The 26,125-nt window shown below is 72.0% G+C and carries 17 protein-coding genes; 8 read left to right on the forward strand and 9 right to left on the reverse strand.

Features of this window, described 5'->3' with window-relative positions; genetic code table 11:
- The first annotated feature begins 12 nt into the window (after positions 1-12).
- Complete coding sequence (locus ADK36_RS33145) at positions 13-426, forward strand: organic hydroperoxide resistance protein (RefSeq protein WP_030051333.1); 414 nt, start codon at positions 13-15, stop codon at positions 424-426.
- Positions 427-487: 61 nt separating this feature from the next.
- Here the strand turns inward: ADK36_RS33145 and ADK36_RS33150 are convergent, their stop codons facing one another.
- The 8 genes from ADK36_RS33150 to ADK36_RS33185 form a co-directional block, all read right to left on the reverse strand.
- Positions 488-2,146, reverse strand: a complete 1,659-nt coding sequence (locus ADK36_RS33150) for a hypothetical protein (RefSeq protein ID WP_053200084.1) — start codon at positions 2,144-2,146, stop codon at positions 488-490.
- Between the two features lie 50 nt (positions 2,147-2,196).
- Positions 2,197-4,443 carry a bifunctional glycosyltransferase/CDP-glycerol:glycerophosphate glycerophosphotransferase gene (locus tag ADK36_RS33155; RefSeq protein WP_053200086.1) on the reverse strand — a complete coding sequence of 749 codons (2,247 nt, stop codon included), beginning with the start codon at positions 4,441-4,443 and terminating at the stop codon, positions 2,197-2,199.
- Positions 4,444-4,452: 9 nt separating this feature from the next.
- On the reverse strand, positions 4,453-6,654 hold the full coding sequence (locus ADK36_RS33160; protein ID WP_053200088.1) for a CDP-glycerol glycerophosphotransferase family protein: 2,202 nt from the start codon (positions 6,652-6,654) through the stop codon (positions 4,453-4,455).
- Positions 6,655-6,745: 91 nt separating this feature from the next.
- Positions 6,746-8,956, reverse strand: a complete 2,211-nt coding sequence (locus ADK36_RS33165; RefSeq protein WP_048586196.1) for a bifunctional glycosyltransferase/CDP-glycerol:glycerophosphate glycerophosphotransferase — start codon at positions 8,954-8,956, stop codon at positions 6,746-6,748.
- A gap of 169 nt (positions 8,957-9,125) precedes the next feature.
- On the reverse strand, positions 9,126-10,040 hold the full coding sequence (locus tag ADK36_RS33170; protein ID WP_048586197.1) for a carbohydrate ABC transporter permease: 915 nt from the start codon (positions 10,038-10,040) through the stop codon (positions 9,126-9,128).
- Positions 10,041-10,128: 88 nt separating this feature from the next.
- The gene (locus ADK36_RS33175; RefSeq protein ID WP_234329968.1) at positions 10,129-11,475 is read right to left on the reverse strand and encodes a carbohydrate ABC transporter permease; all 1,347 of its coding nucleotides are present in this window, start codon (positions 11,473-11,475) and stop codon (positions 10,129-10,131) included.
- A 4-nt stretch (positions 11,476-11,479) separates the two neighbouring features.
- On the reverse strand, positions 11,480-12,865 hold the full coding sequence (locus ADK36_RS33180; RefSeq protein ID WP_048586198.1) for an ABC transporter substrate-binding protein: 1,386 nt from the start codon (positions 12,863-12,865) through the stop codon (positions 11,480-11,482).
- Between the two features lie 292 nt (positions 12,866-13,157).
- Positions 13,158-16,769, reverse strand: coding sequence for an FHA domain-containing protein (locus ADK36_RS33185; RefSeq protein WP_053200091.1), 3,612 nt, complete (start codon positions 16,767-16,769; stop codon positions 13,158-13,160).
- Between the two features lie 369 nt (positions 16,770-17,138).
- Between ADK36_RS33185 and ADK36_RS33190 the strand changes: the two genes are divergently transcribed.
- The 4 genes from ADK36_RS33190 (at position 17,139) to ADK36_RS33205 (ending at position 22,574) form a co-directional block, all read left to right on the forward strand.
- Complete coding sequence (locus ADK36_RS33190; RefSeq protein WP_048586200.1) at positions 17,139-18,803, forward strand: serine/threonine-protein kinase; 1,665 nt, start codon at positions 17,139-17,141, stop codon at positions 18,801-18,803.
- Between the two features lie 246 nt (positions 18,804-19,049).
- The gene (locus tag ADK36_RS33195; protein ID WP_048586201.1) at positions 19,050-20,291 is read left to right on the forward strand and encodes a serine/threonine-protein kinase; all 1,242 of its coding nucleotides are present in this window, start codon (positions 19,050-19,052) and stop codon (positions 20,289-20,291) included.
- A gap of 251 nt (positions 20,292-20,542) precedes the next feature.
- Entirely contained in the window at positions 20,543-21,649 is a 1,107-nt protein-coding gene (gene prfB, locus ADK36_RS33200; RefSeq protein ID WP_048586202.1) for a peptide chain release factor 2, read from the forward strand.
- A 295-nt stretch (positions 21,650-21,944) separates the two neighbouring features.
- Positions 21,945-22,574 carry an LPXTG cell wall anchor domain-containing protein gene (locus ADK36_RS33205; protein ID WP_053200093.1) on the forward strand — a complete coding sequence of 210 codons (630 nt, stop codon included), beginning with the start codon at positions 21,945-21,947 and terminating at the stop codon, positions 22,572-22,574.
- 95 nt (positions 22,575-22,669) lie between these two features.
- On the opposite strand, the gene ADK36_RS33210 is transcribed toward ADK36_RS33205, so the two are convergent.
- Positions 22,670-22,861: a hypothetical protein gene (locus ADK36_RS33210; RefSeq protein WP_048586204.1), complete on the reverse strand. Its 192-nt coding sequence runs from the start codon at positions 22,859-22,861 to the stop codon at positions 22,670-22,672.
- 346 nt (positions 22,862-23,207) lie between these two features.
- Here ADK36_RS33210 and ftsE point away from each other — a divergent pair, with 346 nt between their 5' ends.
- The 3 genes from ftsE to ADK36_RS33225 all read left to right on the forward strand — a co-directional run bounded on the left by ftsE (position 23,208) and on the right by ADK36_RS33225 (position 26,084).
- Entirely contained in the window at positions 23,208-23,897 is a 690-nt protein-coding gene (gene ftsE / locus ADK36_RS33215; protein ID WP_030051349.1) for a cell division ATP-binding protein FtsE, read from the forward strand.
- 37 nt (positions 23,898-23,934) lie between these two features.
- Positions 23,935-24,852, forward strand: a complete 918-nt coding sequence (gene ftsX / locus ADK36_RS33220; RefSeq protein WP_048586205.1) for a permease-like cell division protein FtsX — start codon at positions 23,935-23,937, stop codon at positions 24,850-24,852.
- Positions 24,853-24,920: 68 nt separating this feature from the next.
- Positions 24,921-26,084 (forward strand): S41 family peptidase, encoded by a 1,164-nt coding sequence (locus ADK36_RS33225; protein ID WP_199830297.1) that lies wholly within the window; start codon positions 24,921-24,923, stop codon positions 26,082-26,084.
- Positions 26,085-26,125 lie beyond the last annotated feature (41 nt).

Below are 26,125 nucleotides of genomic sequence, written 5' to 3' on the forward strand. Positions count from 1 at the left end.
GGATGGTTTTCCATGGACGCGCTCTACACCGCTGTCGCCACCGCCACCCACGGCCGCGAGGGTCGCGCCGTCACCAACGACGGCAAGATCGACCTCGCGCTGGCCATGCCGGTGGAGCTGGGCGGCAACGGGCAGGGCACCAACCCGGAGCAGCTGTTCGCCGCCGGGTACGCCGCCTGCTTCGGCAGCGCCCTCGGCCTCGTCGGCCGTGCCGCCAAGGTCGACGTCTCCGACGCCGCCGTCACCGCGGAGGTCGGCATAGGCAAGCAGGGCGAGGGCTTCGGCCTGAAGGTGGCGCTGCGCGTGGAGCTGCCCGACACCCTGGACGAGGAGACCGGCCGCAAGCTGGTCGAGCAGGCCCACCAGGTCTGCCCCTACTCCAACGCCACCCGCGGCAACATCGAGGTCGACCTCGTCATCGAGTAACCACCTCGCAGCCCCTCCCGGACCTCGGAACCCCTTACCCGGTCCGCTGACCCGGCCCGCTTCACCCGATCCGCGCCAGCACCTCCCCCGTCTCCCGGCTCCACGCCACCACCACCGCCTCCTCCGGCACCCGCTTCCACCGCGTCAGCAGCAGCCAGCGCGCGTGGTAGCGCCGGGCGACGGCCGTGCGGCCGGCGTGGGTCGAGGCGGGGGACAGGTAGGCGCGGACATCGGCGAGCCGACGTTCCCGTTCGCGCTCGTCCAGGGCGGGGTCGGGCCAGATCGGCGCGGCGAGGTTCGGCCCGTATCCGGGGAGGGAGCGGGGCGCGAAGTGCCCGTCGGAGATGACCACCTCGCCCTTCCCCACGTGCCGTGCCACCCAGGCGTACGACGGCCAGTGCGACGGCTGCTCCAACCCGATCGGGTCCAGTACCCGCGGCACCACCGCCCCGCCCTGCACGGTGAGCGACCCGACGCAGGCCCCGGCGGCCGCGGCCGCGCCCAGCACCCGGCGCGCCCGCACCCACGGCCGGGGTGCCGCCAGCTCCACGGCCAGCGCGAACTGCGACGGCACGAGCGTGAGCCCGAGGATCCTGCCGTAGGTGTAATGGCCGCTGACCCAGCCGTACGCCACGACCAGGCAGTCGAGGGCGAAGAGCAGCACCAGTGGATCCCGCCAGGAGCCCCTGCGCCATCGCAGCCACAGCGCCGGCAGCCCCAGCAGGGCCAGCCAGAACTGCCCGCCGAGGTCCTCGTACAGCCGCCGGTGAATCCCGTCCACGCTGCTGTCCCCGGCCAGCGCGAACACATCGAAGTACGGCCAGCACCCGGCGACCAGCACCGCCGTACCCGCCGTCACCGCCCACCGCACCACCACGGCGCCCCGGGCTCCGCCCCGCGCCCCGCTCCGCCAGCCGCGCTGCCACCCGGCGACGAACGCCACCGCCCCCAGCGCCGCCGCCACCGCGGTGATCGGATGGACCAGCAGGATCAGCCCGTACAGCGCCCCGAGCCCCGCGTACCCGGCAAGCCCCGGCAGCCCGCTCGGCCCGACGTACCGGACCGCCCCGCGTTCCTGCCCCTGCCCCTGTTCCTGCCCCAGTCCTTGCCCCCGGGCCCGCGCCCCCGTCCACGCCCAGGCCCAGAAGGTGAGGCCGATGGCGAAGGCCGAGGGGTAGCCGAGATTCCCCGTCATCGACATCAGGCTCAGGTATCCGCTCCACCAGGCCCGCTCGGTCCCCCACAGCAGCGTCATCGCGCCCACCGCCAGCACCGGCGCCCACGGCCTCGGCGTCAGCACCCGCACGAAGCGGCCGATGCCGGTCAGCAGCACGAGCAGGTTCAGCGGACCGGCCAGCCGCACCACCTCCCAGCCGCCCAGCCCTGTCAGCCGGGCGAACGCGCCCTGCGCGACCGCGTACGGCGAGTAGTACGGGCTGCCCGCGCCCGGCAGGTCGGCCATCGGGTGACGCGGATGGAGGAGGTCCGCCTTCAGGCGTTCCACCACCGCCGCGTGCTGGCCCGCGTCGCAGCACAGCGGCACGGCCCAGTACGCCAGCAACATCACCAGGAAGAAGAGGAAGCCGAAGAGCTGGTACGGCGTCGGACGCCAACTGCGGCCGCCGCGCAGGGCACTCGCGCCGCGCACGGTCCTCCGGACGAGGACACCGACAGCGGCGCCCGCGGTACTGGTCGGGGAGGTTGTGTGGGTTTGAGGCATTTGCCGTATGTTCCCGGCCGAGCCGGTCGGGGCAACGCCTTCGCCTCACATCACCTCATCGAGTGAGACCGCGGTCGAGCCAACGGTGCCGTCGGAGCCGGCACCCGCTCCACCCCGCCCGGTCGCTCCGGCATCCGCTCACCCAGCAGCAGCGTCCGTACGACCCGCTCCGCGGCCAGCCCGTCGTCGAACTCGCAGAACCGCTCCCGGAAACCGGCCCGCGACCGCGCCGACTCCCCGTCCTGCCACGTCCCGGACGCGAACAGCCACGCCAACTCCCGGTACGAACGCGACACATGACCCGGCGCATCGGCCGTGATGTCGAAGTAGGCGCCCCGGCTCGCCGCGTACGCCCCCCAGTCGTCGGCATGGATCACGATCGGCCGGTCCAGGTTGGCGTAGTCGAACATCAGGGCCGAGTAGTCGGTGACCAGGACGTCGGCGGCGAGCAGCACGTCCTCGACATGCGGCTCGTCCGTCGCGTCGATCAGCACGCCCCGCCGGTGCAGATCGGCCAGGCCCATCCCCCGTGCCGTACCGGTCGCCAGCGACGGATGCAGACGGACGACGAGCGTGTGGCCCGGGCCCAGGTCCCGGGCGAACCGGGCGAGATCCATCCGGTCGACATGACCGCCCCGGCGGTACTCGCGACGGGTCGGCGCGTACAGCACGACGGTGTCGCCGGCGGGGACGCCGAGCCGCGCACGGGCGCCCTCCGTGGCCGCGCCGTCCGCGTTGACCAGCACGTCGTTGCGCGGGCTCCCGGTCCTGAGCGAGGTGAAGTGACACGGATACGCCCGCTCCCACACCAGCTCCGAATGCCGGTTGGCCACCAGGCTGTAGTCCCAGCGGTCGGCCCGCCACAGCATCTTCGGCACGTCGAAGCCGTGCCGGGCGCCTGGCTTGGTCAGCAGGTCGGCCGCCATGTACTTGAGCGGGGTGCCCTGGTGGGTCTGGACGTGGACGCTGCCGGGGCGCTTGGCCAGGGTGCCGGGCCAGTTGACGTTGTTCACCCAGTACGAGGCCCGCGCCATGACCTCGTGATAGCGCCGCGAGCCCGGCGTCACGAAGTCGGTCCCGGACGGCAGCGCGTCCACCGCGTCCTCCTGCACCACCCACACGCCCCTGATGTGCGGTGCGATCTCACGGGCCTTGGCGTGGATCGCCGCCGGATCGCCCAGCACGCCGCGATGCGAGAACGCCGAGTAGACCGCCAGATGCGGATCGAGTGGAAGCCTCGACCGGGCCCCGTACCAGGCCCGTTGGGCCCGCCGCGAGGCCGCCCCCGTCACGCGCCGCTTGCCGGCCCCCGCCACCCTGCGCACATCCCGCAGACCGCGCGCCACGGCGTACGAGGCGTAGGACGCGGTCGCCAGCAGTCGCATCTCCTTGCCACGCCAGCCGTCGGGCGGGGTGAAGCCCTCCGGGACGTGATGGGCGTGGAAGGAGCGGATCTCACGGTAGAAGTCCGGCCGGTCCGCCGGCCTCACCCGGTCCTCCCTCGCGAGCACGAACAGCATGTGGTCCAGGGCCCGTTCGAACAGCGGCGGGCGCGCCCACGCCAGGTCCGGACTCGCTTCGAGGAACGCGAACAGCCCCTCGTACTGCGGGAAGATGTCGAAGTGCCGCCGCCCCGGCGTCTTGGTGATCGCGCCCTGCCGGCGCTGCCGGTACTCGACCCCGATCCGCTCCAGACAGGCGATGCGGTCGGCCAGCACCATCGAGCGGTAGGTGACGGGCGCGTCCTCGTACAGGCCCGGCGCGTAGCGCAGTTCGTGCTTCAGGAAGAAGTCGCGCCGGTACGCCTTGTTCCAGGCGACCAGGAACAGATGCAGGTACTCGGGGTGTTCGCGGACGCTGAAGGTGTCCGTGCCGGCCGCGGCCAGCAGGTCCGCCGCCGTGCTGCGGCCGCCGCGGCCCCACCAGTGGGTGCGGACGTGGTCGAAGACCAGGATGTCCGGGTCCTCGCTCTCCTCCAGGCGCGCGGCCACGGCGGCCAGCAGACCCGGCGTGTAGTGGTCGTCGCTGTCGAGGAACAGGACGTAGTCGCCGCTCGCCTCCGCCAGACCGGCGTTGCGGGCCCGGCCGAGACCGACGTTCTCCGGCAGGTGCAGCACGCGCACGCGTGCGTCGCGCCCGGCGTAGCCGTCCAGGATGGCGGGACAGCCGTCGGGGGAGCGGTCGTCGACGGCGATCACCTCGAAGTCGGTGTACGACTGCCCGAGCACCGAGTCCAGGCACTCCCGCAGGAAGCCCTGCACCTTGAAGACGGGGACGATGATGCTGAAGCGGGGCACGTCGGTACCTCAGTTCCTTACGAGGGGCGTCGCGGCGGGGGCGGGGAGGCGCTCGGCGAGGGGGATCACCGGAGGGATCGCCTCGGGCGGCTCGCCCAGCAGCACCCGGCGTACGACGCGCTCGGCGGCCTGCCCGTCGTCGAACTGGCAGAACCGCTCCCGGAACGCGGCCCGCGACGCCGTGGCCTCCTCGTCCGCCCACGAGCCGTCGCGGAACACCGCCGCCAGCTCCTCCGGCGTACGCGCCACCCGTCCCGGCGCGGCCTCCATCAGGTCGAAGTAGACGCCTCGCACCTCCCGGTAGACCTCCCAGTCGTCCGCGTACACGACGATCGGCCGGTCCAGATTGGCGTAGTCGAACATGATGGACGAGTAGTCGGTGATCAGCGCGTCGGCGGCCAGGCACACGTCCTCGGACGAGCGGTGCCCGGTGACGTCGATGATCCGGCCGGTGCCGCGCGCGGCACCCCGGTCGTAGAAGTAGTGGGCGCGCAGCAGCACGACGTACTCGTCGCCGATCTCCTCGCACAGCGCGTCGAGGTCGAGGCTCGTCTCGAAGCCGGTGGTGTGGTCGCGGTGCGTCGGCGCGTAGAGCAGGGCCTTCTTGCCCTCGGGGACGCCGAGTTCGCGGCGGACCCGGGCGACGTCGGCGGCGGTCGACGTGTAGTAGGCGTCGTTGCGCGGATAGCCGTATTCGAGGGTCTCGTGCGCGGCGGGGAACGCGCTCTCCCACATCTCCGTGGAGTGCCGGTTGGAGGTGAGGTTGTAGTCCCAGCGGTCCACGCGGGCCAGCAGTCTGGCGAAGCTGCCGGTCGCCGCGGCCACCACGGGGTAGGTCGCCTGGTCGGCGCCCATCTTCTTCAGCGGGGTGCCGTGCTGCGTCGACAGATGGACGCTGCCCTCGCGCTTGACCACGGCGTCCGCGAAGTTGGCGTTGTTGATCAGGTACTTGGCGCGGGCGAGCACGTCCCAGTAGCGACGGCTGCCGATGACCGCGTACTCCACGTCCCTCGGCACGCTGTCCACCGCGTCCGGCTCGACCAGGAACACCGAGCGCAGATGCGGCGCGAGCTCCCGCGCCTTGGCGTGGATCGCGGCCGGGTTGCAGGCATAGCCGCGGCCCCAGTACGCGCAGTACACGGCGAGGTTCTGGTCCAGCGGGCGGCGCAGCTGCCACCGGTAGCGCAGCCGGGTGCGCAGCCCGCGCGGGCGAGGGATGCCCGAAGCGGCCTTCGCCATCGCCTGGTTGGCGCCGCGCAGCGCCCGGAACGCCGTGTACGCCCCTGCCGCCAGCAGCCGGTGCTGCACACCGAGGCTGCCGCCCGGCACCCGGGCCCCGGCGGGCCGGTGCCGCCGGTAGAGCGCGTTCGCCCGCCGGAAGAAGGCACGGCGCCGGCGCGGCAGCCGCCGAGGATGGGCCGCCGTCTTCAGTACGGCGGCGAAGAGCTGCTCGAACAACGGCCCGAGCCGCGCCGCGGACAGCCCCTGCCCGGCGGCCCGCGCGAGCACCAGCTCGGCCTGGTCGAGCAGCTCGAAGTGGTGCTCCCCGGGGAGGTTCAGCCGGTTGCCCTGCCGCCGCAGCAGATGCCGTACGACGACCTGGCGCAGCACCGCCATGCGCTCGGCGCTCAACACGACCAGGCCGCCGAAGCCGATGTCGGTGAAGTGGCCGTCGGGGAAGACGAGTTGCCGGTCGTTGAGGAAGGACCGCCGGTAGGCCGCACTCCACGCCGGGAGCTGGACGCCCGTCATCTCGGCGGCCTCGCCCGGCGCGAAGGCCCCGCCCGGTGCCCCCGCCAGCAGCGGCGCGGCCGGGTTGGCCGGCTCGCCCACCCACCAAGGGGCCCGCTCGTGCTCGAAGTACAGGACGTCCACGTCACCGGTCTCGCGCAGCCGGGCGTTCAGCGCCGCCAGCGCGCCCGGCACCAGCACGTCGTCGCCGTCCAGGAACAGCAGCCACTCGCCCAGCGCCGCCCGCGACCCGGTGTTGCGCGCCCCCGCCAGACCCGCCGTCGGCGGCGAGTGCACGGGCGCCACCCGGCAGTCCCGCTCGGCGTACCCGACGGCCACGTCCGCCGCCGGCGAGTCCGGGCCGTCGCAGACCGGGATCAGCTCGAAGTCGCCGAAGGACTGGCCGAGGACCGAGTCCAGCGCCTGGGACAGCCGGCCCGCGACCCCATGGGACGGAACAATGATGCTGAAGCGGGGCATACTGCTCTTTCTGTTGGGTTTCTTCAGGAGACCAAGCGAAGTCCGCTCCGGTTCGGCGGCACCCCGAAGGGACCCCCACCGGCCCGCGGTCTCACGACCGTCCCCCCAGCGGGACGCTCGGCACCGGGTGGCGCCGGTCCAGCGGCACCACGGGCGGTAGGCCGGTCTCGCCCAGTACCACATGGCGTACGACCCGCTCGGCGGCGAGTCCGTCGTCGTGCGGGCAGAAACGCTCGCGGAACGCCGACCTCAGCTGAATGGAGCGCGAGCCCCGCCAGTGGCCGGTGGCGAAGATGTCGATCAGCTCGTCCTCGCTGCGCGCCACCGCGCCCGGCGGGAAGGAACGCAGGTCGAAGTAGGTGCCACGGGCCGCCTCATACGCCTCCGCGTCATCGCTGTGGATGACGATCGGCCGGTCGAGATTGGCGTAGTCGAACATGAGGGACGAATAGTCGGTGACCAGGGCGTCCGAGGCGAGGCACAGCGACTCGATACCGGGGTGGTCGGAGACGTCGATGAGCCGGCCCGGCTGGGGGGCGTCGACGAGGGGACCGCCGTGGCGGTGGTGGGCGCGGGCCAGGACGACATAGCCGGGGCCCAGACGACGCAGGACGCGGGGCAGGTCGAGGGCGGTGCGCTGGGTGCGGCGGTAGTCGCGGTGGGTGGGGGCGTAGAGGATCACGACCGCGCCCTCGGGGATGCCGAGCTGCTCGCGGATCCGGGCCACGTCCGCCGACGTCGCCTGCTGGAAGACGTCGTTGCGCGGGCTGCCGTATTCGAGGGTCTTGTACGCGCCCGGGTACACACGCTCCCAGGTCAGCGTGGAGTGGCGGTTGGCGGACAGGACGTAGTCCCACTTGTCGACGTTGTCGAGGAGCTCGTCGACGTCCGGGTCGCCGCCGGCCGCCGGGCGTTCGCGCAGGTCCAGGCCCATGTGCTTGAGCGGGGTGCCCCGCTGGGTCTGCACGAAGACCTGGTCGGGCCGCTTGACCAGACGGCGGTCGAAGCCGGCGTTGTGGACGAGGTACTTGGAGCGGGCGAGGGCCGTCCAGTAGGCGGCGCTGCCGGGGCGCAGCCGGCGGGTGCCGGACGGCACGGCCTGGTGCTGCTCGGCGTCGGCGACCCAGGCCGTGCGGATGTGCGGGGCGTGGGTGCGGAACGCCTGCTCCAGGGCGCCCGGATTGCAGCCCTGGCCGCGGACGCCGTGGGCGGCGAAGACGGCGCGGTCGGCACGCAGGGGGAGGCAGCGCTGGACGCGGTAGTGGAGGCGCAGGGCGGCGGAACGGATGCCCTTCAGCAGGCGGTCCCCGACCTTCGCGATACGGCGGGCCAGGGCGAACGCCAGCTGCAGGGCGCGGTACGTGCGGTGCAGGCCCAGGCGGATCAGGGCGTGGTGGGCGCGGCTGCGCGGGGGGACGGTGGCACCGGGGGAGCGGTAGCGGCGGTACTGGGTGCGGGCCCTGCGCAGGAACGCGGCGCGGCTGCGGCGCGGGAGGCGGTCGCGGCGGGCGAACACCACCACCAGATGGTCGACCATCCGGCGGAACAACACCGGCCGCCAACGGGCGAGTTCGGGGTTCTCGTCGACGTACGCGAAGACCCGGTCGTACTGCTCGAAGATGTCGAAGTGCCGCGGGCTGACCGTGCCGAGGATGGCGCCCCGGCGCCGCTGCCGGTAGTGCACGCACACCCGGTCCAGGGTCGCGATCGACTCCGCCGTCATCAGGACCGGGTAGGTCCAGGGCGTGTCCTCGTAGTAGCCGGGCGGGAAGGTGAAGCCCTCCTCGGCGATGAACTCCCGGCGGTACGCCTTGTTCCAGGCGACCATCAGCAGCCGCAGCAGGCCCGGCCGGTCCGCCAGCCGGAAGGGCGCCGGGCCCTCCTCGGTGAGCAGGTTCGCGACCTGGTTGCGGATCGTCTCGCCGGTCCAGAAGGTCCGCGCGTAGTCGTAGACCAGGACGTCCGGCTCGCCGGTCTCCTTCAGCCGGTCGGCGATCGCGTGCAGGGCGTCGGGGGTGAGGGTGTCGTCGCTGTCCAGGAAGATCAGGTAGTCGCCGGTGGCCTCCGCGACACCGGCGTTGCGCGCGGGCCCCAGCCCCTGGTTCTCGGTGAGGTGCACGGGACGTACGCGCTGGTCGCGGGCCGCGAACTCGTCGATGATCGCGCCGCACGCGTCCGGCGAGCAGTCGTCGACGGCGATCAGTTCGAGATCGGGATACGACTGCGAGAGCACCGATTCCAGGCACTCGTGCAGGTACGCCTGCACCTTGTACGCGGGGACAATGACACTGAACCTGGGCAAGGGACATCCACTTGGTCGACCGGGACGGCAGGCGGCGACAGCGCCTTGCCCGGGAACGGCCAATGGAGTGACTTGGTTACGGCGAGGTACGGCATACGGGGGATCATGAAGGAAGGGAAAAGGGGCGGGCCGATCACGGCCCGCCCCTTCAACTCCCTTGCGTTCGCGGCTACTTGACCGCGCCCGCCATCACGCCGGACACGAACTGCCGCTGGAACGCGAAGAACACGACCAGCGGGATCACCATGGAGATGAATGCCCCGGGTGCCAGGACGTCGACGTTGTTGCCGAACTGCCGTACCTGGGTCTGGAGCGCGACCGTGATCGGCTGGCTCCCCGAATCCGTGAAGATCAGCGCGACCAGCATGTCGTTCCACACCCACAGGAACTGGAAGATGCCGAGCGCGGCGATCGCCGGACCGCCGAGCGGCATCACGACACGGAAGAACAGGCGCAGTTCACCGGCGCCGTCCAGGCGCGCCGCCTCCAGCAGCTCCCGCGGGATCTCCGCGAAGAAGTTCCGCAGCAGGAACACCGCGAAGGGCAGCCCGAAGCCGACGTGGAAGAGGATCACGCCGATCAGCGAGCCGAAGATGCCGATGTTGCCGAACAGTTCGGCGATCGGGATCAGCGCCACCTGCACCGGCACGACCAGCAGGCCGACCACGCCCAGGAACCACCAGTCGCGGCCCGGGAACTCCATCCAGGCGAACGCGTAGCCCGCGAGCGAGCCGATGACGACGACCAGGACCGTCGCCGGGACCGTGATCAGCACGGTGTTGAGGACCGAGTCGGTGATGTCGGGATTGCTCAGGAGCTTGTCGTAGCTCTCGAAGGTGAGTTGGGAGGGCTTGCTGAAGACCTCCCACCAGCCGCTGGCGGTCATCTCCTCCGGCGGCCGGAGGGACGACAGCAGCAGCCCGATCGTCGGAACCAGCCAGAACAGTCCCACGACGATGAGGAACACCCGCACCAGCCCACCGCTGACGAAACCGGCGAGCCGGGCGCCGAGGGACTGCTCGCCCCTGGAGGTCGTGAGCGGCTCGGGCGCCCCTTTGGTGAGCCCGCCGGCGTCCGCACTCATCGCCGCACCTCCCGCCGCAGCCTGCGGATGTTACTGCTCATATCCGGGGGGTAACCCCCGGACCTCCAGCAGACGGTCACGTGCACCTTCATCGCCGGACCTCCCGCCTGAGCCGACGGATGTTGAACCACATCACGGGAATCACCAAGAGCAGCAGGAACACCGCGATCGCGCTCGCGATGCCTGGCTGGTCCTCGGAGAAGCCCTTGCGGTACAGCTCCAGGGCGAGCACGTTCGCGTCGTCCTGGGAGGAGCCCGGGGCGATGATGAAGACCAGGTCGAAGACCTTCAGGACATTGATCATCAAGGTGACGGTGACGACCGCGAGGACGGGCGCCAGCAGGGGCACCGTGACCCTGCGGAACACCTGCCACTCGTTGGCGCCGTCGACGCGGGCCGCCTCCAGCAGATCGCGCGGGATGCCCGCGAGCCCGGCCGCGATCAGCACCATCGCGAAACCGGCCCACATCCAGATGTACGAAGCGATGATGGCCGGCGTGACGAGGGACGGGCCGAGCCAGTCCACGCCGTTGTACGGCTCCTTGAAGTTGTCCGGCGGCAGCCGGAGCTGGGCCCCCTCGGCGGCGGCCGGCAGCGTGAACGTGCCGTCGTCGGCGGCCGTCGTCGAGGCCACGACCTCGCCGCCCTTGACGGCCTCGATCTTCATCCCGGCATAGCCCAGCTCCGACGCGTCGACCCCGCCGAGCGTGCCGACACCCTTGCCACGCGTGAAGTCCTGCCAGGTGGTGCCGGTGATCCCGGACGGATCGGCCTTCGCCGGTACGGCCTTCTTGGCGTCGTCCGGCATCTGGTCGGGGGCGACGCCGACGAGGGGCAGGGAGACCGGGGTGCCGGCGCTGACGGTGGCCTTGGTGATGAAGCCGCCGCCCGGCGCCGCTTCGAGGGGCGACTCGCGGCCAGGGTGGGCCTTCGGGAACGCCGACGCCTGCGCGAAGGTGTCATGGACGCCCACCCACACCGCGTTCGCGACGCCCTTGTCCGGGTCCTGGTCGTAGACGAGCCGGAAGATGATGCCCGCCGCCAGCATCGAGATCGCCATCGGCATGAAGATGACCAGCTTGAACGCCGTACCCCAGCGCACCCGCTCGGTCAGCACCGCGAAGATCAGACCGAGCGCGGTGGCGACCGTCGGGGCGAACACCACCCAGATGACGTTGTTCTTCAGGGCGGTGCGGATGCCGTCGTCGGTGAAGAGCGCCTCGTAGTTGTCGAACCCGGCGAAGCCGTCGCCGGACTGGTCGTAGAAGCTGCGGACGACCGAGTACCCGATCGGGTAGACCACGAGCGCGCCGAGCAGCACGAGGGCGGGCAGCAGGAAGAGCACTGCCACCGTCCTGCGGGTGCCGGTCACGCTCTTGCGCGACTTGGGTGCGGCAGGGGTCGGAGTGACCCCTGCCGCTTCCGTCGACGCCATGGCGTCAGTTTCCGTACGCCGCGGCCGCGTCGGCTTCCAGCTTCGCTTGCGTGCCCGCGATGTCCGTCGGGTTCTTCAGGAAGTCCTGGAGGGCCTTCCACTCGCCCTTGCCGGGCGTGCCGCCGAATGCCTGCGGGGCCTGGTCGGACATGTCGAAGCGGAAGTCGTCACCGGAGTCGATGAGCGCCTTGGCGATCTTCTGCTGCACCTCGTTCGGATACGCCGAGTTGTCCACGTTCTTGTTCGGCGACAGGTAACCGCCGAGCTTCGCCTGGATCGTCGCCGCGTCCGGGGAGGCGAGCCAGGTGGCCAGGGCCTGCGCCGCCTTGGAGTCCTGGAGGATGACGGCCGCGTCACCGCCGGAGACGACGGGCGCCGTGTCACCGACGGTCGGGAACGGGAACACCTTCGCGTCCGTGCCGACCTTCGCCTTGGCCTGGACGATGTTGACCTGGGCGAAGTCGCCCTCGTAGACCATGGCGGCCTTCGGCTGGTCGCCGCCGGTGAAGACCTGCGTGACGGAGGCCGGGAAGTCCGTCTGGAGCGCGCCGGTCGCGCCGCCCGCCACGTAGTCCTTCTTGCCCCACACCTGGGCGAGCGTGGTGAGCGCGTCCTTCACGGACGGGTCGGTCCACTTGATCTCGTGCTTGGCCAGCTGGTCGTACTTCTCGGGACCCGCCTGGGAGAGGTAGATGTTCTCGAACCAGTCGGTGAGGGTCCAGCCTTCGGCGCCACCGACCGAGAACGGTGTGACGCCGGAGTCGTAGACGGTCTGGGCGGTGGCGAGAAGCTCGTCCCACGTCTTGGGCTCGGTGGCCCCGGCGTTCTCGAAGACCTGGTTGTTGTACCAGATCAGGGACTTGTTGGCGGCCTTGTAGTAGACGCCGTACTGCCTGTTGTCGACCTTGCCGATGTTCTGCCAGCCCGGCGAGTAGTTCTCCTGGAGCTCCTTGATCGCATCGGCGCCGAGGGGCTTGGCCCACTTCTTGTCGACGGCCTGCTTGATGGCGCCGGGCTGCGGAAGCATCGCGATGTCCGGCGGCTGGCCGCCCGCCACCTTCGAGCCGAGGAAGTTGATGATCGGGTCCTGTGCGGGCACGAAGGTCACCTTGGCGCCCGTGCGTTTCTCGAACTCCGCGAGGACCTGCTTGAAGTTGGCCTGTTCGGCACCGGTCCAGACGGCGGCGACCTCCAGGGACTCGCCGTCCAGCTTGGGAAGGGTGACGGTGTTGCCGGTCTCCTGGCCGGTCCCGCCCTGCTCGTTGCCGTTGCCGCCGCTGTCGTCATCGCCTCCGCATGCGGTGAGCGAGACGGCGAGGGCACCTGCGAGTACGGCCGCCGCGGCCCTTGCGGCCCTGCTTGTCCGGTTCTTGCTGCTCGTGCTGCGCATGACTGCCCCGTTCTTCGTGCATCGTCGAACGTTCGAGCGCTGTCCCGTGCGATCTGGTCTACGCCTTGGGTTTGGGGGCGGCAAGACCGCGTCCGCTGTCAAGCGGGGGATCGTGACCGCCTCGTGACCAGGCCGTGTGTCTGCGACGGCTGGACCGAAGACGTACGGGTACGCGGGGGCTCGCGTCCCTGAGGGCTGTGCCCTCAGACCCTTGCTATCGGCCTGAACGGCCTCGTCCTCAAGCTCCCCCGGAGGGGGCACCCCCGGACGGGCTGAAGTTTGCCGACCGGCGTCACAGGAGGGACGGCACCCCGGCCGCCGAGACCTGCCGGGCCGCCCTCTCCAGCGCGCTGGCCAGCAACGCCAGATCCGTGGGGCCGTTGCCCAGCTCGCGGACCGGGCGCCGGGCCGGCGGATCGCCCATGCGGTGCCACTCCAGCGGCACGACCGTGGGCCGCAGCGTCGCCGTCCGCGGGATACGCCCCGTGACCCGGCCGCCCTGGAACGGCACCACTCTGCCGTCCGCCCGGGTCAGCCGCCCGCGCCCCGGCGCCGGCTCGTCCGGGCCCGCCGCCACCGCGTCCAGCGTCACCCGCAGCGTCGCCCGTCGCGCCGGCTCCGACTCCGCCGTACGGCCCCCGATCCCCGCGGCGGCCACCAGATGCACCCCGAGCCGCTCGCCCTCCCGGGCCACGGCCTCCAACGCGCGTATCACCGAACCCGCGGCGGGCCTGCCCGTCGACCCCAGCGCGGGCGAGACCAGCGCGTCCAGGTCGTCGACGACCACGACCAGCCGGGGCAGCGGCGGCACGGCCTCCGCCTCGGCCTGCCGACGGGCCGCCCCCGGCCGCAGCCGGATGGTGGAACTGGACGGTGAGTCCAGATCCCCCGTGAAGTCACCGGCCCCGGAACCGGTGCCGTGCCCGGCGCCGCCACCCGCCGCGCGCTGCGCGACCACTCGGCCCGACAGCGTCCGACCGGTGTGCCACTCGGCGAAGTCGGACCGCCCGAGCAGCTCGGCGCGCCGCTTCAGCTCGGCGCTGAGCGACTGGGCGAACTCCCGCATACGGACGGGGTCGTTGGCGGTGAGGTGGGTGGTGACATGGGGGACGTCCGTGCAGACCCGCAGCCCGTCACCGTGTCCTTCGCCCGCGCCGACGCCGTCCCGGCCGTCGATCAGCACGACACCCAGCCGGTCCGGCCGCTCGGCCGCGGCCAGCGAGGCGACGACGGCCCGCAGCAGCTCCGTACGCCCGCTGCCGGGCGGCCCCTCGATCAGCAGGTGCGGTCCGTCGGCGCCGAGGTCCGCGCCGACCGGTCCGCGCGGCCCGGCCCCGAGCACGGCGCACGCCCGCCCGCCGAGGGCCTCCGGGTCGTCGGCCGCGTCCGCCCACCGCGCCATCAGCGACGCCGGGGTGGCCCGGGCCAGCCCCAGCTCGTCCAGCAGCCGCGCCGCCTGAGGCAACGGCACGGACACGCGCGCGTGGCGCTCCCCGGCGGCCCCCTCCGTACGCAACGGCGCCAGCGCCCGCGCGAACCGCTCCGCCCAGGCGAGGGAAACGGCGTCCACGGCGGCGACGGTGCCGTGCCCGACGGGACCGTGGGTGGGGGCGGGAGTGGGAGTGGGAGCGGAGGCAGCGGACGTGGTGGGGCCGGGCCCGGCGGTGCCGGTGCTCAACGGGCTGTGGCCGAACGGGCCGTGTGTGCCCGGGCCGTGGCCTGTCGTGTCGTGCTCCGCGGAGGTGCGGCCGCCAGGGCCCTGAACGGCGGCACCCGTCCGGGACGCGTCCACCGCGCGCGGGTGGGTCTGCGCCCCGCTCCCGGCCTGAGTGACCGTCGGGACCGCCCCGGCCCGCGCCACCCGCACCAGCCGCAGCGCCGTCGCCACATCACCGCTGAGCAGCCCGACCGCCCCGCACTCCCGGAACGCCGGCGCCGCCGTGCACGCCGCCTCATAGGTCTCCGTCACCGGCGACGCGGGCGAGGCCGCAGCCGTCTCGGCGAGGCACACGACGTGAATGCCGGCCCGCGGACCCTCCAGCGCCAGCCGTGCCACCGCCTTGCGCAGGTCGGCGCCTCCGGGGTCGCCATCCACGACGACCACCGTGTACGGCCCCGCGAATCCGCCCGCCGCCCCGTCGGCCGGGTCGTCGTCCTGGGCCCAGGAGGGCCGGTGACCGGCACGCCGGGCCGCCCCCTGACCGTCCGTGACGGTGACGGGCGGCGGTGCGGAGCTCGCCCCGGCGACCCCGTCCCCCGTCTCCGCCGTCAGGTCCTCCAGCCGCCGCAGCAACTCCTCCGTGCGGGCCGTCGCCTGTTCGCGGTCGTAGGCCAGCAGCAGGCGGCAGTCCTGGCCGTGCCCGGGGCGGACATGCGGGAGCCAGCCCAGCCACGCCCACTCGGCGGTGCGCTCCTCCAGAGGGCGGGAGCGGTCCGCGCTGATCAGGACCGTCTCCAGAACGTCGGGTGAGTGCAGCGCGGCGAGCTGGGCGATCACCGCGCGGGCCAGCCCGGCGAGCCGCTCGCGCGGACCGGCCAGACCCAGTGCCCCGACCTCACGCAGATCGGCGGTCACCGGGACGGCGGGCAGCAGGCCCGACCCGTCGGGCGCCGCACGGTCGGCCGTGCCGAGCCGCACGGTGAGGGACTCCGGGTGGCCTGGGGCGCGCTCCCACAGCCGGGGTCCGGGGCCCAGGGCCGTCAGCAGCAGTGACGCGGGGTCCGGCCAGGTCTCCGGCAGCCGGGAGCTGTTGGCCGCCGAGGGGCGCCCCGGCGACTCGGCGGGCGGCACGTCGTCGTACCTCTCATCCCCGGTCGCCGCTCCCTGCTCGCCGCGTCCGCCCGTCAGCCGCCGCGCCCATGCCGTGAGTCCACCGCGCCTGCGCACGCCGGGCGGCACGTCGGTGCCCCGCAGCGGGGTGCCCTTGCGGCGGCTGCCGGCGCCTCCGTCCTCGGGGCTCCCGCCTTCGTCCTCGTAACTCCCGTGGAGCGCGCCCACTCCGAAACCCGCGCCGTGTGTGTCGCCCGCGCGCGGTCCCGGAAGCGGTCCGTCGGACCCGCCGTCCCGTTCGATCCGCGGTGCCCCGCCCTGCACCGGCACGCTGGGCGGCTCGACCGGGCCGCGGTCCCGGGCGGTCGTGTCGCCGCCGTCCGCCACGCGCGCGTGGGGCACCGGCGCTCCGGCTCCTGAGGGCGCGGCAGGGCGGCCGTCGCTCTGCGGGCCGGTGACCGCGGCCACGCCCTGGTCGGCTGCGGCAGGGACGCGTGTGTGCCCCTCCCCGTCCGGCTCCGTCCGCACCCGTGCCCCCGGGCCCCCGGCCGGAGCCAGCCGCAGCGCCGACTCGCCGATCCGCAGCAGCGCCCCCGGCGCGAACCGCACCGGGCGGGTGGTCACGCGCGTCCCGTCCAGCGTCGTGCCGTTCGTGGAGCCGAGGTCGGCGACCGAGACGCGGCCGTCGGCGGCGACCGTGACCGCGCAGTGCAGCCGCGAGACGTCCGGGTCGTCGAGCGGCACGTCGGCCTCGGCGGAGCGGCCGATGCGGATCTCGCCGCCGTGCAGGAGATGGACCCCGCCCGCGTCCGGGCCGGCCACGACCTGGAGCTGGGTCGGGGCGTCGTCCAGCTCGGGGTGGGGTTCGGGCGCTGCCGGGGCGCCCAGGGACAGCACCGCGCCGTCTATCAGCGGCGGTTCGCCGAGTGTGCTGCGCCGGTCGTCGAGCCGCTCCGCGCCCGCGTACAGCACGACCGGCCCGTCGCCCCCGGACACCGCCGAGGCGAGCGCCGACGCCACCGCGGCCAGGGCCGTGCCCGCCGGCGCCGTGACCAGCACGTCGCAGCTGGCGGCGCGGCCTCGCACCGGGGCAGGCGGGGCCAGCGGGTCTACGACGGTCAGCCGGATCTGCATCGGCGTCAGCGGTCCCTTCTGCGCGGGCGCGGACCAGGGCCCGTCTGATGGATCTCCCCACCCCACACGAGCACATCGGCCAGTACTGCACGCATCCTCGCACCTGCCACTGACAACGCGCCCCCCGCCCGAAGGTAAGTGATCTTGATTGGTCGGCTCTGCCCGCAAAAGTGCCTGACAAGTGCACTGCCGGCGATCAGTTGAGATCGCTCACTTCCGCTTGCGGCAACCACGAGACTGAGCCGAGCGTCTTTCCTTCGAACATGTACGGGAAGCCGTACGTAAGACGGACAGAATGACGACAAGCCGGTGTCCGGGGGCACGGCACTACAGTGGTTCGGAACGTAGGCAAGCAGCAGGGAGCGCGACGTGCGGCCGGTAGGCAGCAAGTACTTCCTCGAGGAGCCGCTCGGTCGCGGCGCCACGGGGACCGTCTGGCGAGCCCGCCAGCGGGAGACCGCGGGTGCCGAGGCGGCCGTGCAGGGGCAGCCCGGCGAGACCGTCGCGATCAAGGTCCTCAAGGAGGAGCTCGCCAGTGACGCGGACATCGTCATGCGCTTCCTGCGGGAGCGCTCCGTCCTGCTGCGCCTGACCCACCCGAACATCGTCCGGGTCCGCGACCTGGTCGTCGAGGGTGAGCTGCTGGCTCTGGTCATGGACCTCGTCGACGGCCCCGACCTGCACCGCTACCTCCGCGAGAACGGCCCCTTCACCCCGGTCGCCGCCGCCCTGCTCACCGCGCAGATCGCCGACGCCCTCGCCGCCAGCCACGCCGACGGCGTCGTCCACCGCGACCTGAAGCCCGCCAACGTCCTGCTCCAGCAGAACGGCGGCCAGATGCACCCGATGCTGACCGACTTCGGCATCGCCCGCCTCGCCGACTCCCCGGGCCTGACCCGCACCCACGAGTTCGTCGGCACGCCCGCGTACATCGCGCCCGAGTCCGCCGAGGGCCGCCCGCAGACCTCCGCGGTAGACATCTACGGCGCCGGCATCCTCCTCTACGAGCTGGTGACCGGCCGTCCCCCGTTCGGCGGCGGTTCCGCCCTGGAGGTCCTGCACCAGCACCTCAGCGCCGAGCCGCGCCGCCCGTCCACGGTCCCCGACCCGCTCTGGACGGTCATAGAACGCTGCCTGCGCAAGAGCCCCGACGAAAGGCCCAGCGCCGAGAACCTCGCCCGCGGCCTGCGCGTCGTCGCCGAGGGCATCGGCGTGCACGCGAACTCCGCGCAGATCGCCGCGGCCGAGGGCGTCGCCGCACTGCTCGCCCCCGACCCCGCACCGGCCACCGTGCCGGGCTCCGCCGACCCCACCCAGGTGCTGCAGCACGGGGCGCCCCCCGGGGCGTACGACCCGAACGGCGCCACCAGCGTCCTGCCGCACACCGGCGCCCCCGGCCCGGCGGGCGCCGCCGACCCGACGGCCGTCATGCCGTCGATGCCACCGGGACCTCCCGGCGGGCAGCCCGGTCAACCCGGCCCCGAGGAGCCGCACCCCTGGCAGAACCAGCTGCGCGCCGCCCGGGACCGCAACGAGCAGACGCAGGTCCAGTACCTCGACCCCGACCAGGACCCGCTGCGCCGACGCCCGCAGCGCCAGGTCGCCCGCCCGCAGCAGCCGCCGCACCCCCAGCAGCAGCGGCCCCCGCAGGGCCGCGGACAGCAGGGCTACGGCCACCCGCAGCAGCACCAGCCGCAGCAATACGCCCCACCGCGTCAGCCGCAGCAGCAGCCCCAGCGGTACGCCCCGCCGTCCACCCCGGAGCCGCAGCGGCCGCAGCGCGAGCCGCGTCAGCCGCGTCAGCGCAGCGCCAACCCGATGCGGATCCCCGGGCTCGGCTGCCTCAAGGGGTGCCTGTTCACGATCATCATCCTCTTCGTCGCGGGCTGGCTGATCTGGGAGCTGAGCCCCTTGCAGGAATGGATCGGCACGGGCAAGGGCTACTGGGATCAGCTCAGCGAATGGTTCAGCACCGTGACCGGGTGGATCGGGGACCTGGGCGGGGGTTCGGGCGGAGGCTCGGGCACCAACTGACCCGGGCACCAACTGACTTCCGCGCACCAACTGACTTTCGCGCATCAACTGACCGGCGGCGGCGTGAGCGTCGGCTGGTTTGGTTCTTTGTCGACATCTGGCGGGTGATTTCCGCCTCCGCGGTGAACGTTGGGTTCCTGGGCGCGTAGTTTTGTCGACCAAGGGTCCCGGTTTTGTCGGCTGGGGGTCCGGGGGACGGCCCCCGGAGTGACGCAGCGCGACACACGCGTCGTCGTAGGAGCAGTCTTGGCACGGAAGATCGGCAGCCGGTACACCGCCAACCAGATCCTGGGGCGGGGCAGCGCCGGCACGGTGTGGCTGGGCGAGGGACCCGAGGGGCCCGTCGCCATCAAGCTGCTGCGCGAGGATCTCGCGTCCGACCAGGAACTCGTCGGACGCTTCGTGCAGGAGCGCACGGCGCTGCTCGGCCTCGAACACCCGAACGTCGTCTCCGTCCGCGACCTGGTGGTCGACGGCAACGACCTCGCGCTGGTGATGGACCTGGTCCGGGGCACGGACCTGCGCACCCGGCTCGACCGGGACCGACGGCTCGCGCCCGAGGCGGCGGTGGCGATCGTCGCGGACGTCGCGGACGGGCTCGCGGCGGCGCACGCCGCCGGGGTCGTGCACCGGGACGTGAAGCCGGAGAACGTGCTGCTGGACATGCAGGGCCCGCTGGGACCGGGCGGCGCCCACCCGGCCCTGCTGACGGACTTCGGTGTGGCGAAACTCATCGACTCACCGCGCCGTACGCGCGCCACGAAGATCATCGGGACGCCGGACTACCTGGCGCCGGAGATCGTGGAGGGCCTGCCCCCGCGGGCGGCGGTCGACATCTACGCCCTCGCCACGGTCCTGTACGAGCTGCTGGCGGGCTTCACGCCGTTCGGCGGCGGCCACCCCGGAGCGGTCCTGCGCCGCCATGTCACCGAGACGGTGGTGCCCCTGCCCGGCATCCCCGACGAGCTGTGGCAGCTGATCGTGCAGTGCCTCGCGAAGGCGCCGGCCTCGCGGCTGCGGGCCTCGGAGCTCGGGGTGCGGCTGCGGGAGCTGCTGCCGCTGATCGCCGGGATGCCGCCGCTGGACGTGGACGAGCCGGACGCCGAGTCCGCGGAGGAGGAGGCTCCGGCCGCGGAGGAAGCGGCGCCGGTGGGGGAGCGGGTGCGGCGGCGGGGCGCGGTGCCTCTGGTGCCGGGGGCGAAGCCGGCCGACTCCAACCGGGACACGCATACGTCGATGAGGGTGCCGGGGCCCGACGAGCTGGCCGGGGGTGCGCGGGGTACGGCTCGGGTGCCGCGGGCGGCCGGTGCGCCGCGGCCGGGGTCGGCGCGGCATCGGGCGGCGACGCGGCGACGGCGGGTGGTGCTCGGGGCGGCCGCGGTGGCGCTGGTCGCGGCGGCGGGTGTGGGTACGTGGCTGGCGACCTCCGGTGACGACGCGGACGCGACCCCGCAGGACACGCAGAACTCGGCCCCGGCAGCGCCCTGACCTTCCTCGCCCCCGCCGCCCCTACCCGTCCCATCCCTTGAAGGGGCGCTGCCCCTTCGACCCCGCCAGGGGGCTCCGCCCCCTGGACCCCCATCGGCCTGCGGCCTCGTCCTCAAACGCCGGACGGGCTGGAGATGCACGGACCGGCGCCGGGGGGCGGGCCTTCTGTGGGTGGGTGAGGCCGGACGGGCTGAGTGGGCGGCCCAGGGCGCCCGGGGCTCGCCGCTTGGCGGAGCCGTTACGCTGGAGGCGTGGCAGTCGTCGATGTATCCGAAGAGCTCAAGTCCCTCTCCTCGACCATGGAGTCGATCGAGGCCGTTCTGGACCTCGACAAGCTGAGGGCAGACATCGCCGTGCTCGAGGAGCAGGCGGCCGCGCCGTCCCTGTGGGACAACCCGGACGAGGCGCAGAAGATCACCAGCAAGCTCTCCCACCTCCAGGCGGAGGTGCGGAAGGCCGAGGCCCTCCGCGGTCGTATCGACGACCTCGGCGTTCTCTTCGAGATGGCCGAGGAGGAGGACGACCCGGACACCCGCGCCGAGGCCGAGTCCGAGCTCGCCGCCGTCCGCAAGGCGCTGGACGAGATGGAGGTGCGGACGCTCCTCAGCGGCGAGTACGACGCCCGTGAGGCACTCGTCAACATCCGCGCCGAGGCCGGTGGCGTCGACGCCGCCGACTTCGCCGAGAAGCTCCAGCGCATGTACCTGCGCTGGGCCGAGCAGCGCGGCTTCAAGACCGAGATCTACGAGACGTCGTACGCCGAAGAGGCCGGCATCAAGTCGACCACCTTCGCCGTGCAGTCGCCGTACGCCTACGGGACCCTCTCCGTGGAGCAGGGCACCCACCGGCTCGTCCGTATCTCGCCCTTCGACAACCAGGGGCGCCGGCAGACCTCCTTCGCGGGCGTCGAGATCCTCCCCGTGGTCGAGCAGACCGACCACATCGAGATCGACGAGTCCGAGCTGCGGGTGGACGTGTACCGGTCGTCCGGCCCCGGCGGGCAGGGCGTGAACACCACCGACTCCGCGGTGCGCCTCACCCACCTCCCCACCGGCATCGTCGTCTCCTGCCAGAACGAGCGGTCGCAGATCCAGAACAAGGCCACCGCGATGAACGTCCTCCAGGCCAAGCTGCTCGAGCGGCGCCGGCAGGAGGAGCAGGAGAAGATGAACGCCCTGAAGGGCGACGGCGGCAACTCCTGGGGCAACCAGATGCGGTCGTACGTGCTGCACCCGTACCAGATGGTCAAGGACCTGCGGACCGACTTCGAGGTCGGTAACCCCGAGGCCGTGTTCAACGGTGAGATCGACGGGTTCCTCGAAGCCGGAATTCGCTGGCGCAAGCAGCAAGAGAAGTAACTTTGTCGACAAGGCAACTGCCGCGGTCCCGGCGGCAGTTGCCTTTTCTGTGCCTGCATGTCTGGGTTTTACATCACACTCACAGGCTCCAACTCCTGGCATAGCCCCCGTATTTGGACATGGCGCCAGCAAACGGCCTTGACGAGTCTTTGAAAAATGGGAATGGTAAAGCGTGGCATGCGTATCTCTGGGGCGCATGTGAACCGGGGGACTTGAGTTAAGGCACTACCCCCGTCGATCACGGCCCCCGAGCGCCGCCTCACCGAACGATTCAGCTACTGGGGGTAGCAACCACATGACGAAGAAGACGCGGATCCGCATCGCGCGCGTCGCGGCCGGCGCCGTGATCGCGGCCGGCGCCTCGCTTTCCCTTGCGGGCGCCGCATCTGCCGCGGAGGCGGACAACTGCCTGCTCGGCCTTGTGTGCCTGGGCGAGAACCCGACGGACCCGCCCGTGCCCACCGACCCGCCGACCGACATCCCGACGGACATCCCGACGGACATTCCGACCGACGAGCCCACGGTCCCGACGGACCCGACGGTGGAGCCGACCGAGCCGCAGGAGCCCACCCAGGACCCGACCACGGACCCGACCGACCCGGGTGACGACAACGGGAACGGCAACGGGAACGGGAACGGGAACGGCAACAACGGCGGCGGTAACGACAACACCGACCCCGACGGTGGCACGTCCCCGCAGGAGGAGGGTTCCTCCTCCCTGACGGACACCGGCACCGAGACGACCGGTACCGGTACCGGCACGGGCACCAGCACCTCCGCCCAGGGTGGCGGTGACCAGCTCGCCGAGACCGGTGCCGCTCAGACCACCTTCCTGCTGGTCGGCGCCGCCACGATGATCGCCGGCGGTATCGGCTTCCGCGTCCTGCCGCGCCTCGTGAGCGGCCGTGGCGGTGCGGCTGCCTGACGGTAGCCGGTCGTCCACGCTGCGTGATTCACGCCGTGCGACCGAGGGGCCCGGAGCGCGTTCGCTCCGGGCCCCTCGTCATGTATGTCCGCCGCCTATGCGGTCTGGTGCGCCAGCAGGGCCACCGCCGCGATCAGCACCGCCAGCAGGGCGATCAGCGTCATCGGGTTCAGACCCGCGAACGGGTTCTCCTGCTGGAGCCGCTCTCGGTTCGCCCGGCACACGGGGCAGCGGCCCTCACTCACGGGTGCGGCACAGTTCGCGCACACCAGCCGGTCGTACGTCATGCGCCACCCTCCTTGCGAGTTCCCTCCGGGGGTTCAACGGGTTGGGCCCCGAGAACGTTCCCCCCTCCACAATGCCAGGTTCCTCCGGAAAGGGCTCGGGCGCTCTCGGAGGGTGGTTCCGATTGTCTCGCGGATGCGGGTCGTGTGGGGCTGGTCGCGCCCACGCGGCGGAGCCGCACATCGATACAGTCCCGCGCCCCTGACGGGGCGCGCCATCGCCGTCCGTCAAAGAGCGAAGCCCGTACAAAAGTGCACAAGGGGTGCGCAACCCTCCTGGTGACTGCGCCCCCGCCCCCGGTTCGCGTATGGTCCCCCTCATCTACCCCCGGCGACCCGTGGTGCATCCGTGATCCGATTCGACAACGTCTCCAAGGTCTACCCCAAGCAGAACCGCCCCGCACTCAGGGATGTGTCCCTGGAAGTGGAGAAGGGCGAGTTCGTGTTCCTCGTGGGGTCCTCGGGCTCCGGAAAGTCCACCTTCCTGCGGCTGATCCTCCGCGAGGAGCGGTGCAGTCACGGGCAGGTGCACGTTCTGGGCAAGGACCTCGCGCGCCTGTCCAACTGGAAGGTGCCGCAGATGCGGCGCCAGCTGGGGACGGTGTTCCAGGACTTCCGGCTGCTGCCGAACAAGACGGTCGCGGAGAACGTGGCCTTCGCGCAGGAGGTCATCGGCAAGTCCCGCGGCGAGATCCGCAAGTCCGTTCCGCAGGTGCTCGACCTCGTCGGGCTGGGCGGGAAGGAGGACCGGATGCCCGGTGAGCTGTCCGGTGGTGAGCAGCAGCGGGTGGCGATCGCGCGCGCGTTCGTCAACCGGCCGAAGCTGCTGATCGCGGACGAGCCCACCGGCAACCTCGACCCGCAGACCTCCGTCGGCATCATGAAGCTGCTCGACCGGATCAACCGGACCGGTACGACCGTCGTGATGGCCACACACGATCAGAACATCGTGGACCAGATGCGCAAGCGCGTCATCGAGCTGGAGAAGGGCCGCCTCGTCCGCGACCAGGCGCGCGGCGTCTACGGCTACCAGCACTGACCCCCGTAGAAGTCCGGAAAGGCCTGAAGAAGCCGCCATGCGCGCCCAGTTCGTACTCTCCGAGATCGGTGTCGGTCTCCGCCGCAATCTGACGATGACGTTCGCCGTCGTCGTCTCCGTCGCCCTGTCGCTCGCCCTGTTCGGCGGGTCGCTCCTGATGAGCGACCAGGTCAACACCATGAAGGGCTACTGGTACGACAAGGTCAACGTCTCGGTCTTCCTGTGCAACAAGGCCGACGCCGAGTCCGACCCCAACTGCGCCAAGGGCGCCGTCACCGACGACCAGAAGAAGCAGATCCTCGCCGACCTGGACAAGATGACGGTCGTCGAGAAGGTGACGTACGAGTCGCAGGACCAGGCGTACAAGCACTACAAGGAGCAGTTCGGCGACTCCCCGCTGGCCGCCTCGCTCACGCCGGACCAGCTGCAGGAGTCGTACCGGATCAAGCTGAAGGACCCCGAGAAGTACCAGGTCGTCGCGACCGCCTTCAACGGGCGGGACGGCGTGCAGTCCGTGCAGGACCAGAAGGGCATCCTGGACAACCTCTTCAAGCTGCTCAACGGCATGAACTGGGCGGCACGCGCGGTGATGGCGCTGATGCTCGTCGTCGCGCTGATGCTGATCGTCAACACGGTGCGCGTCTCGGCGTTCAGCCGTCGGCGGGAGACCGGGATCATGCGCCTGGTCGGCGCCTCGGGCTTCTACATCCAGGCGCCGTTCATCATGGAGGCCGCGGTCGCCGGGCTCATCGGCGGGACCGTCGCCTGCGCGTTCCTGGTGATCGCGCGGTACTTCCTCATCGACCACGGGCTCGCCCTGGCCGATCAGCTGACCTTGGTCAACTTCATCGGCTGGGAAGCCGTGTTGACCAAGCTGCCGCTCATCCTCGCGACCAGCCTTCTGATGCCCGCGTTGGCGGCGTTCTTCGCGCTGCGCAAGTATCTGAAGGTGTGACCAACGCCAAGGGGGCCGTACGGGCAACGGGCCGTACGGCCCCTTCGCGTTGTCCTAGACTCACCGGCATGTCAGGTCGTGACCTGTTCTGTCAGCCCCGCCGCTTCGGCCGCGGGGCCGCCCTGACATTGGTGTTCGCGAGCGTGCTCGTCGCCGGTGCCGCGACCGGTTCCCTGCCCGGTGACCGGAAAACCTCGGCCGACGCCGCCGGTTCGGCCGCACCCGCGGGCCGGCACATGGACGTCGCCGAGGCCGCCGCCGAGGCCATGGCCGAGGGCAAGTCCCCCATGGAGGCCGCCCAACGCGCGGTCAGCCGCAGCGGGGACCGCTGGGGCGCCGTCTACTCCCAGGGCGAGTACAAGGAGTTCGAGGAGGCCCTCGACGGCGAGTACACCGGCGTCGGGCTGTGGGCCCGGCGCGAGCGGGACGGCCGTATCGAGGTGACGAAGGTGGGGACCGGGTCGCCCGCGGCCACCGCCGGGATCCGGGCCGGCGACCTGCTGCGCAGCGTCGACGGCAAGAAGGTCGACGGGCGTCCGGTCACCGAGGTCGTCTCCTTACTGCGGGGCGACGCGAAGGACGCGCCCGCCGGTACGCCGGTGAAGGTGGGCCTGGAGCGCGGCACGCACGCGTGGGACCTCACTCTGCGCCGCGCCCGGCTGTCCACCGACTCGGTCACCGTCTCAGAACTCGCCGGCGGCATCACCGTCATCAGGATCTCCTCCTTCACCAAGGGCTCCGGCGACGCGGTCCGCGAGGCCGTACGGCAGGCCCCGGCCGCCACCGGCGTCGTCCTCGATCTGCGCGGCAACTCCGGCGGCCTGGTCACCGAGGCCGTCACCGCGGCCTCCGCCTTCCTCGACGGCGGCCTCGTCGCCACCTACGACGTCGACGGCGACCAGCGCGCCCTGCACGCCGACCCCGGCGGTGACACCGACAGACCCCTGGTCGCGCTCGTCGACGGCGGCACGATGAGCGCGGCCGAGCTGCTCACCGGCGCCCTTCAGGACCGCGGCCGCGCGGTCGTCGTGGGCACCCGCACGTTCGGCAAGGGCTCGGTCCAGATGCCGAGCCGCCTCCCCGACGGTTCCGTCGCCGAGCTGACCGTCGGGCACTACCGCACCCCCTCGGGCCGTACCGTCGACGGCACGGGGATCACGCCCGACCTGGACGCCGACCGGGGGGTCCTGGAGCGGGCCGAGACGGTCCTCAGCGGACTCGGCGACTCGTAGCGGCTCACGGCGGCTCGTAAATCGGCTTTCCGCGCACCCCC

It is taken from the genome of Streptomyces viridochromogenes, assembly GCF_001270495.1.
Lineage (GTDB): Bacteria > Actinomycetota > Actinomycetes > Streptomycetales > Streptomycetaceae > Streptomyces > Streptomyces viridochromogenes_A.

Excerpts from the sequence above, each read along its gene's own strand:
- ADK36_RS33170 (WP_048586197.1), bottom strand. The coding sequence starts at position 10,040 with ATGAGTGCGGACGCCGGCGGGCTCACCAAAGGGGCGCCCGAGCCGCTC.
- ADK36_RS33180 (WP_048586198.1), bottom strand. The coding sequence starts at position 12,865 with ATGCGCAGCACGAGCAGCAAGAACCGGACAAGCAGGGCCGCAAGGGCC.
- ADK36_RS33205 (WP_053200093.1), top strand. The coding sequence starts at position 21,945 with ATGACGAAGAAGACGCGGATCCGCATCGCGCGCGTCGCGGCCGGCGCC.
- ADK36_RS33210 (WP_048586204.1), bottom strand. The coding sequence starts at position 22,861 with ATGACGTACGACCGGCTGGTGTGCGCGAACTGTGCCGCACCCGTGAGT.
- ADK36_RS33175 (WP_234329968.1), bottom strand. The coding sequence starts at position 11,475 with ATGGCGTCGACGGAAGCGGCAGGGGTCACTCCGACCCCTGCCGCACCC.
- ADK36_RS33160 (WP_053200088.1), bottom strand. The coding sequence starts at position 6,654 with ATGCCCCGCTTCAGCATCATTGTTCCGTCCCATGGGGTCGCGGGCCGG.
- ADK36_RS33185 (WP_053200091.1), bottom strand. The coding sequence starts at position 16,769 with ATGCAGATCCGGCTGACCGTCGTAGACCCGCTGGCCCCGCCTGCCCCG.
- ftsX (WP_048586205.1), top strand. The coding sequence starts at position 23,935 with ATGCGCGCCCAGTTCGTACTCTCCGAGATCGGTGTCGGTCTCCGCCGC.
- ADK36_RS33225 (WP_199830297.1), top strand. The coding sequence starts at position 24,921 with ATGTCAGGTCGTGACCTGTTCTGTCAGCCCCGCCGCTTCGGCCGCGGG.
- ADK36_RS33150 (WP_053200084.1), bottom strand. The coding sequence starts at position 2,146 with ATGCCTCAAACCCACACAACCTCCCCGACCAGTACCGCGGGCGCCGCT.
- ADK36_RS33145 (WP_030051333.1), top strand. The coding sequence starts at position 13 with ATGGACGCGCTCTACACCGCTGTCGCCACCGCCACCCACGGCCGCGAG.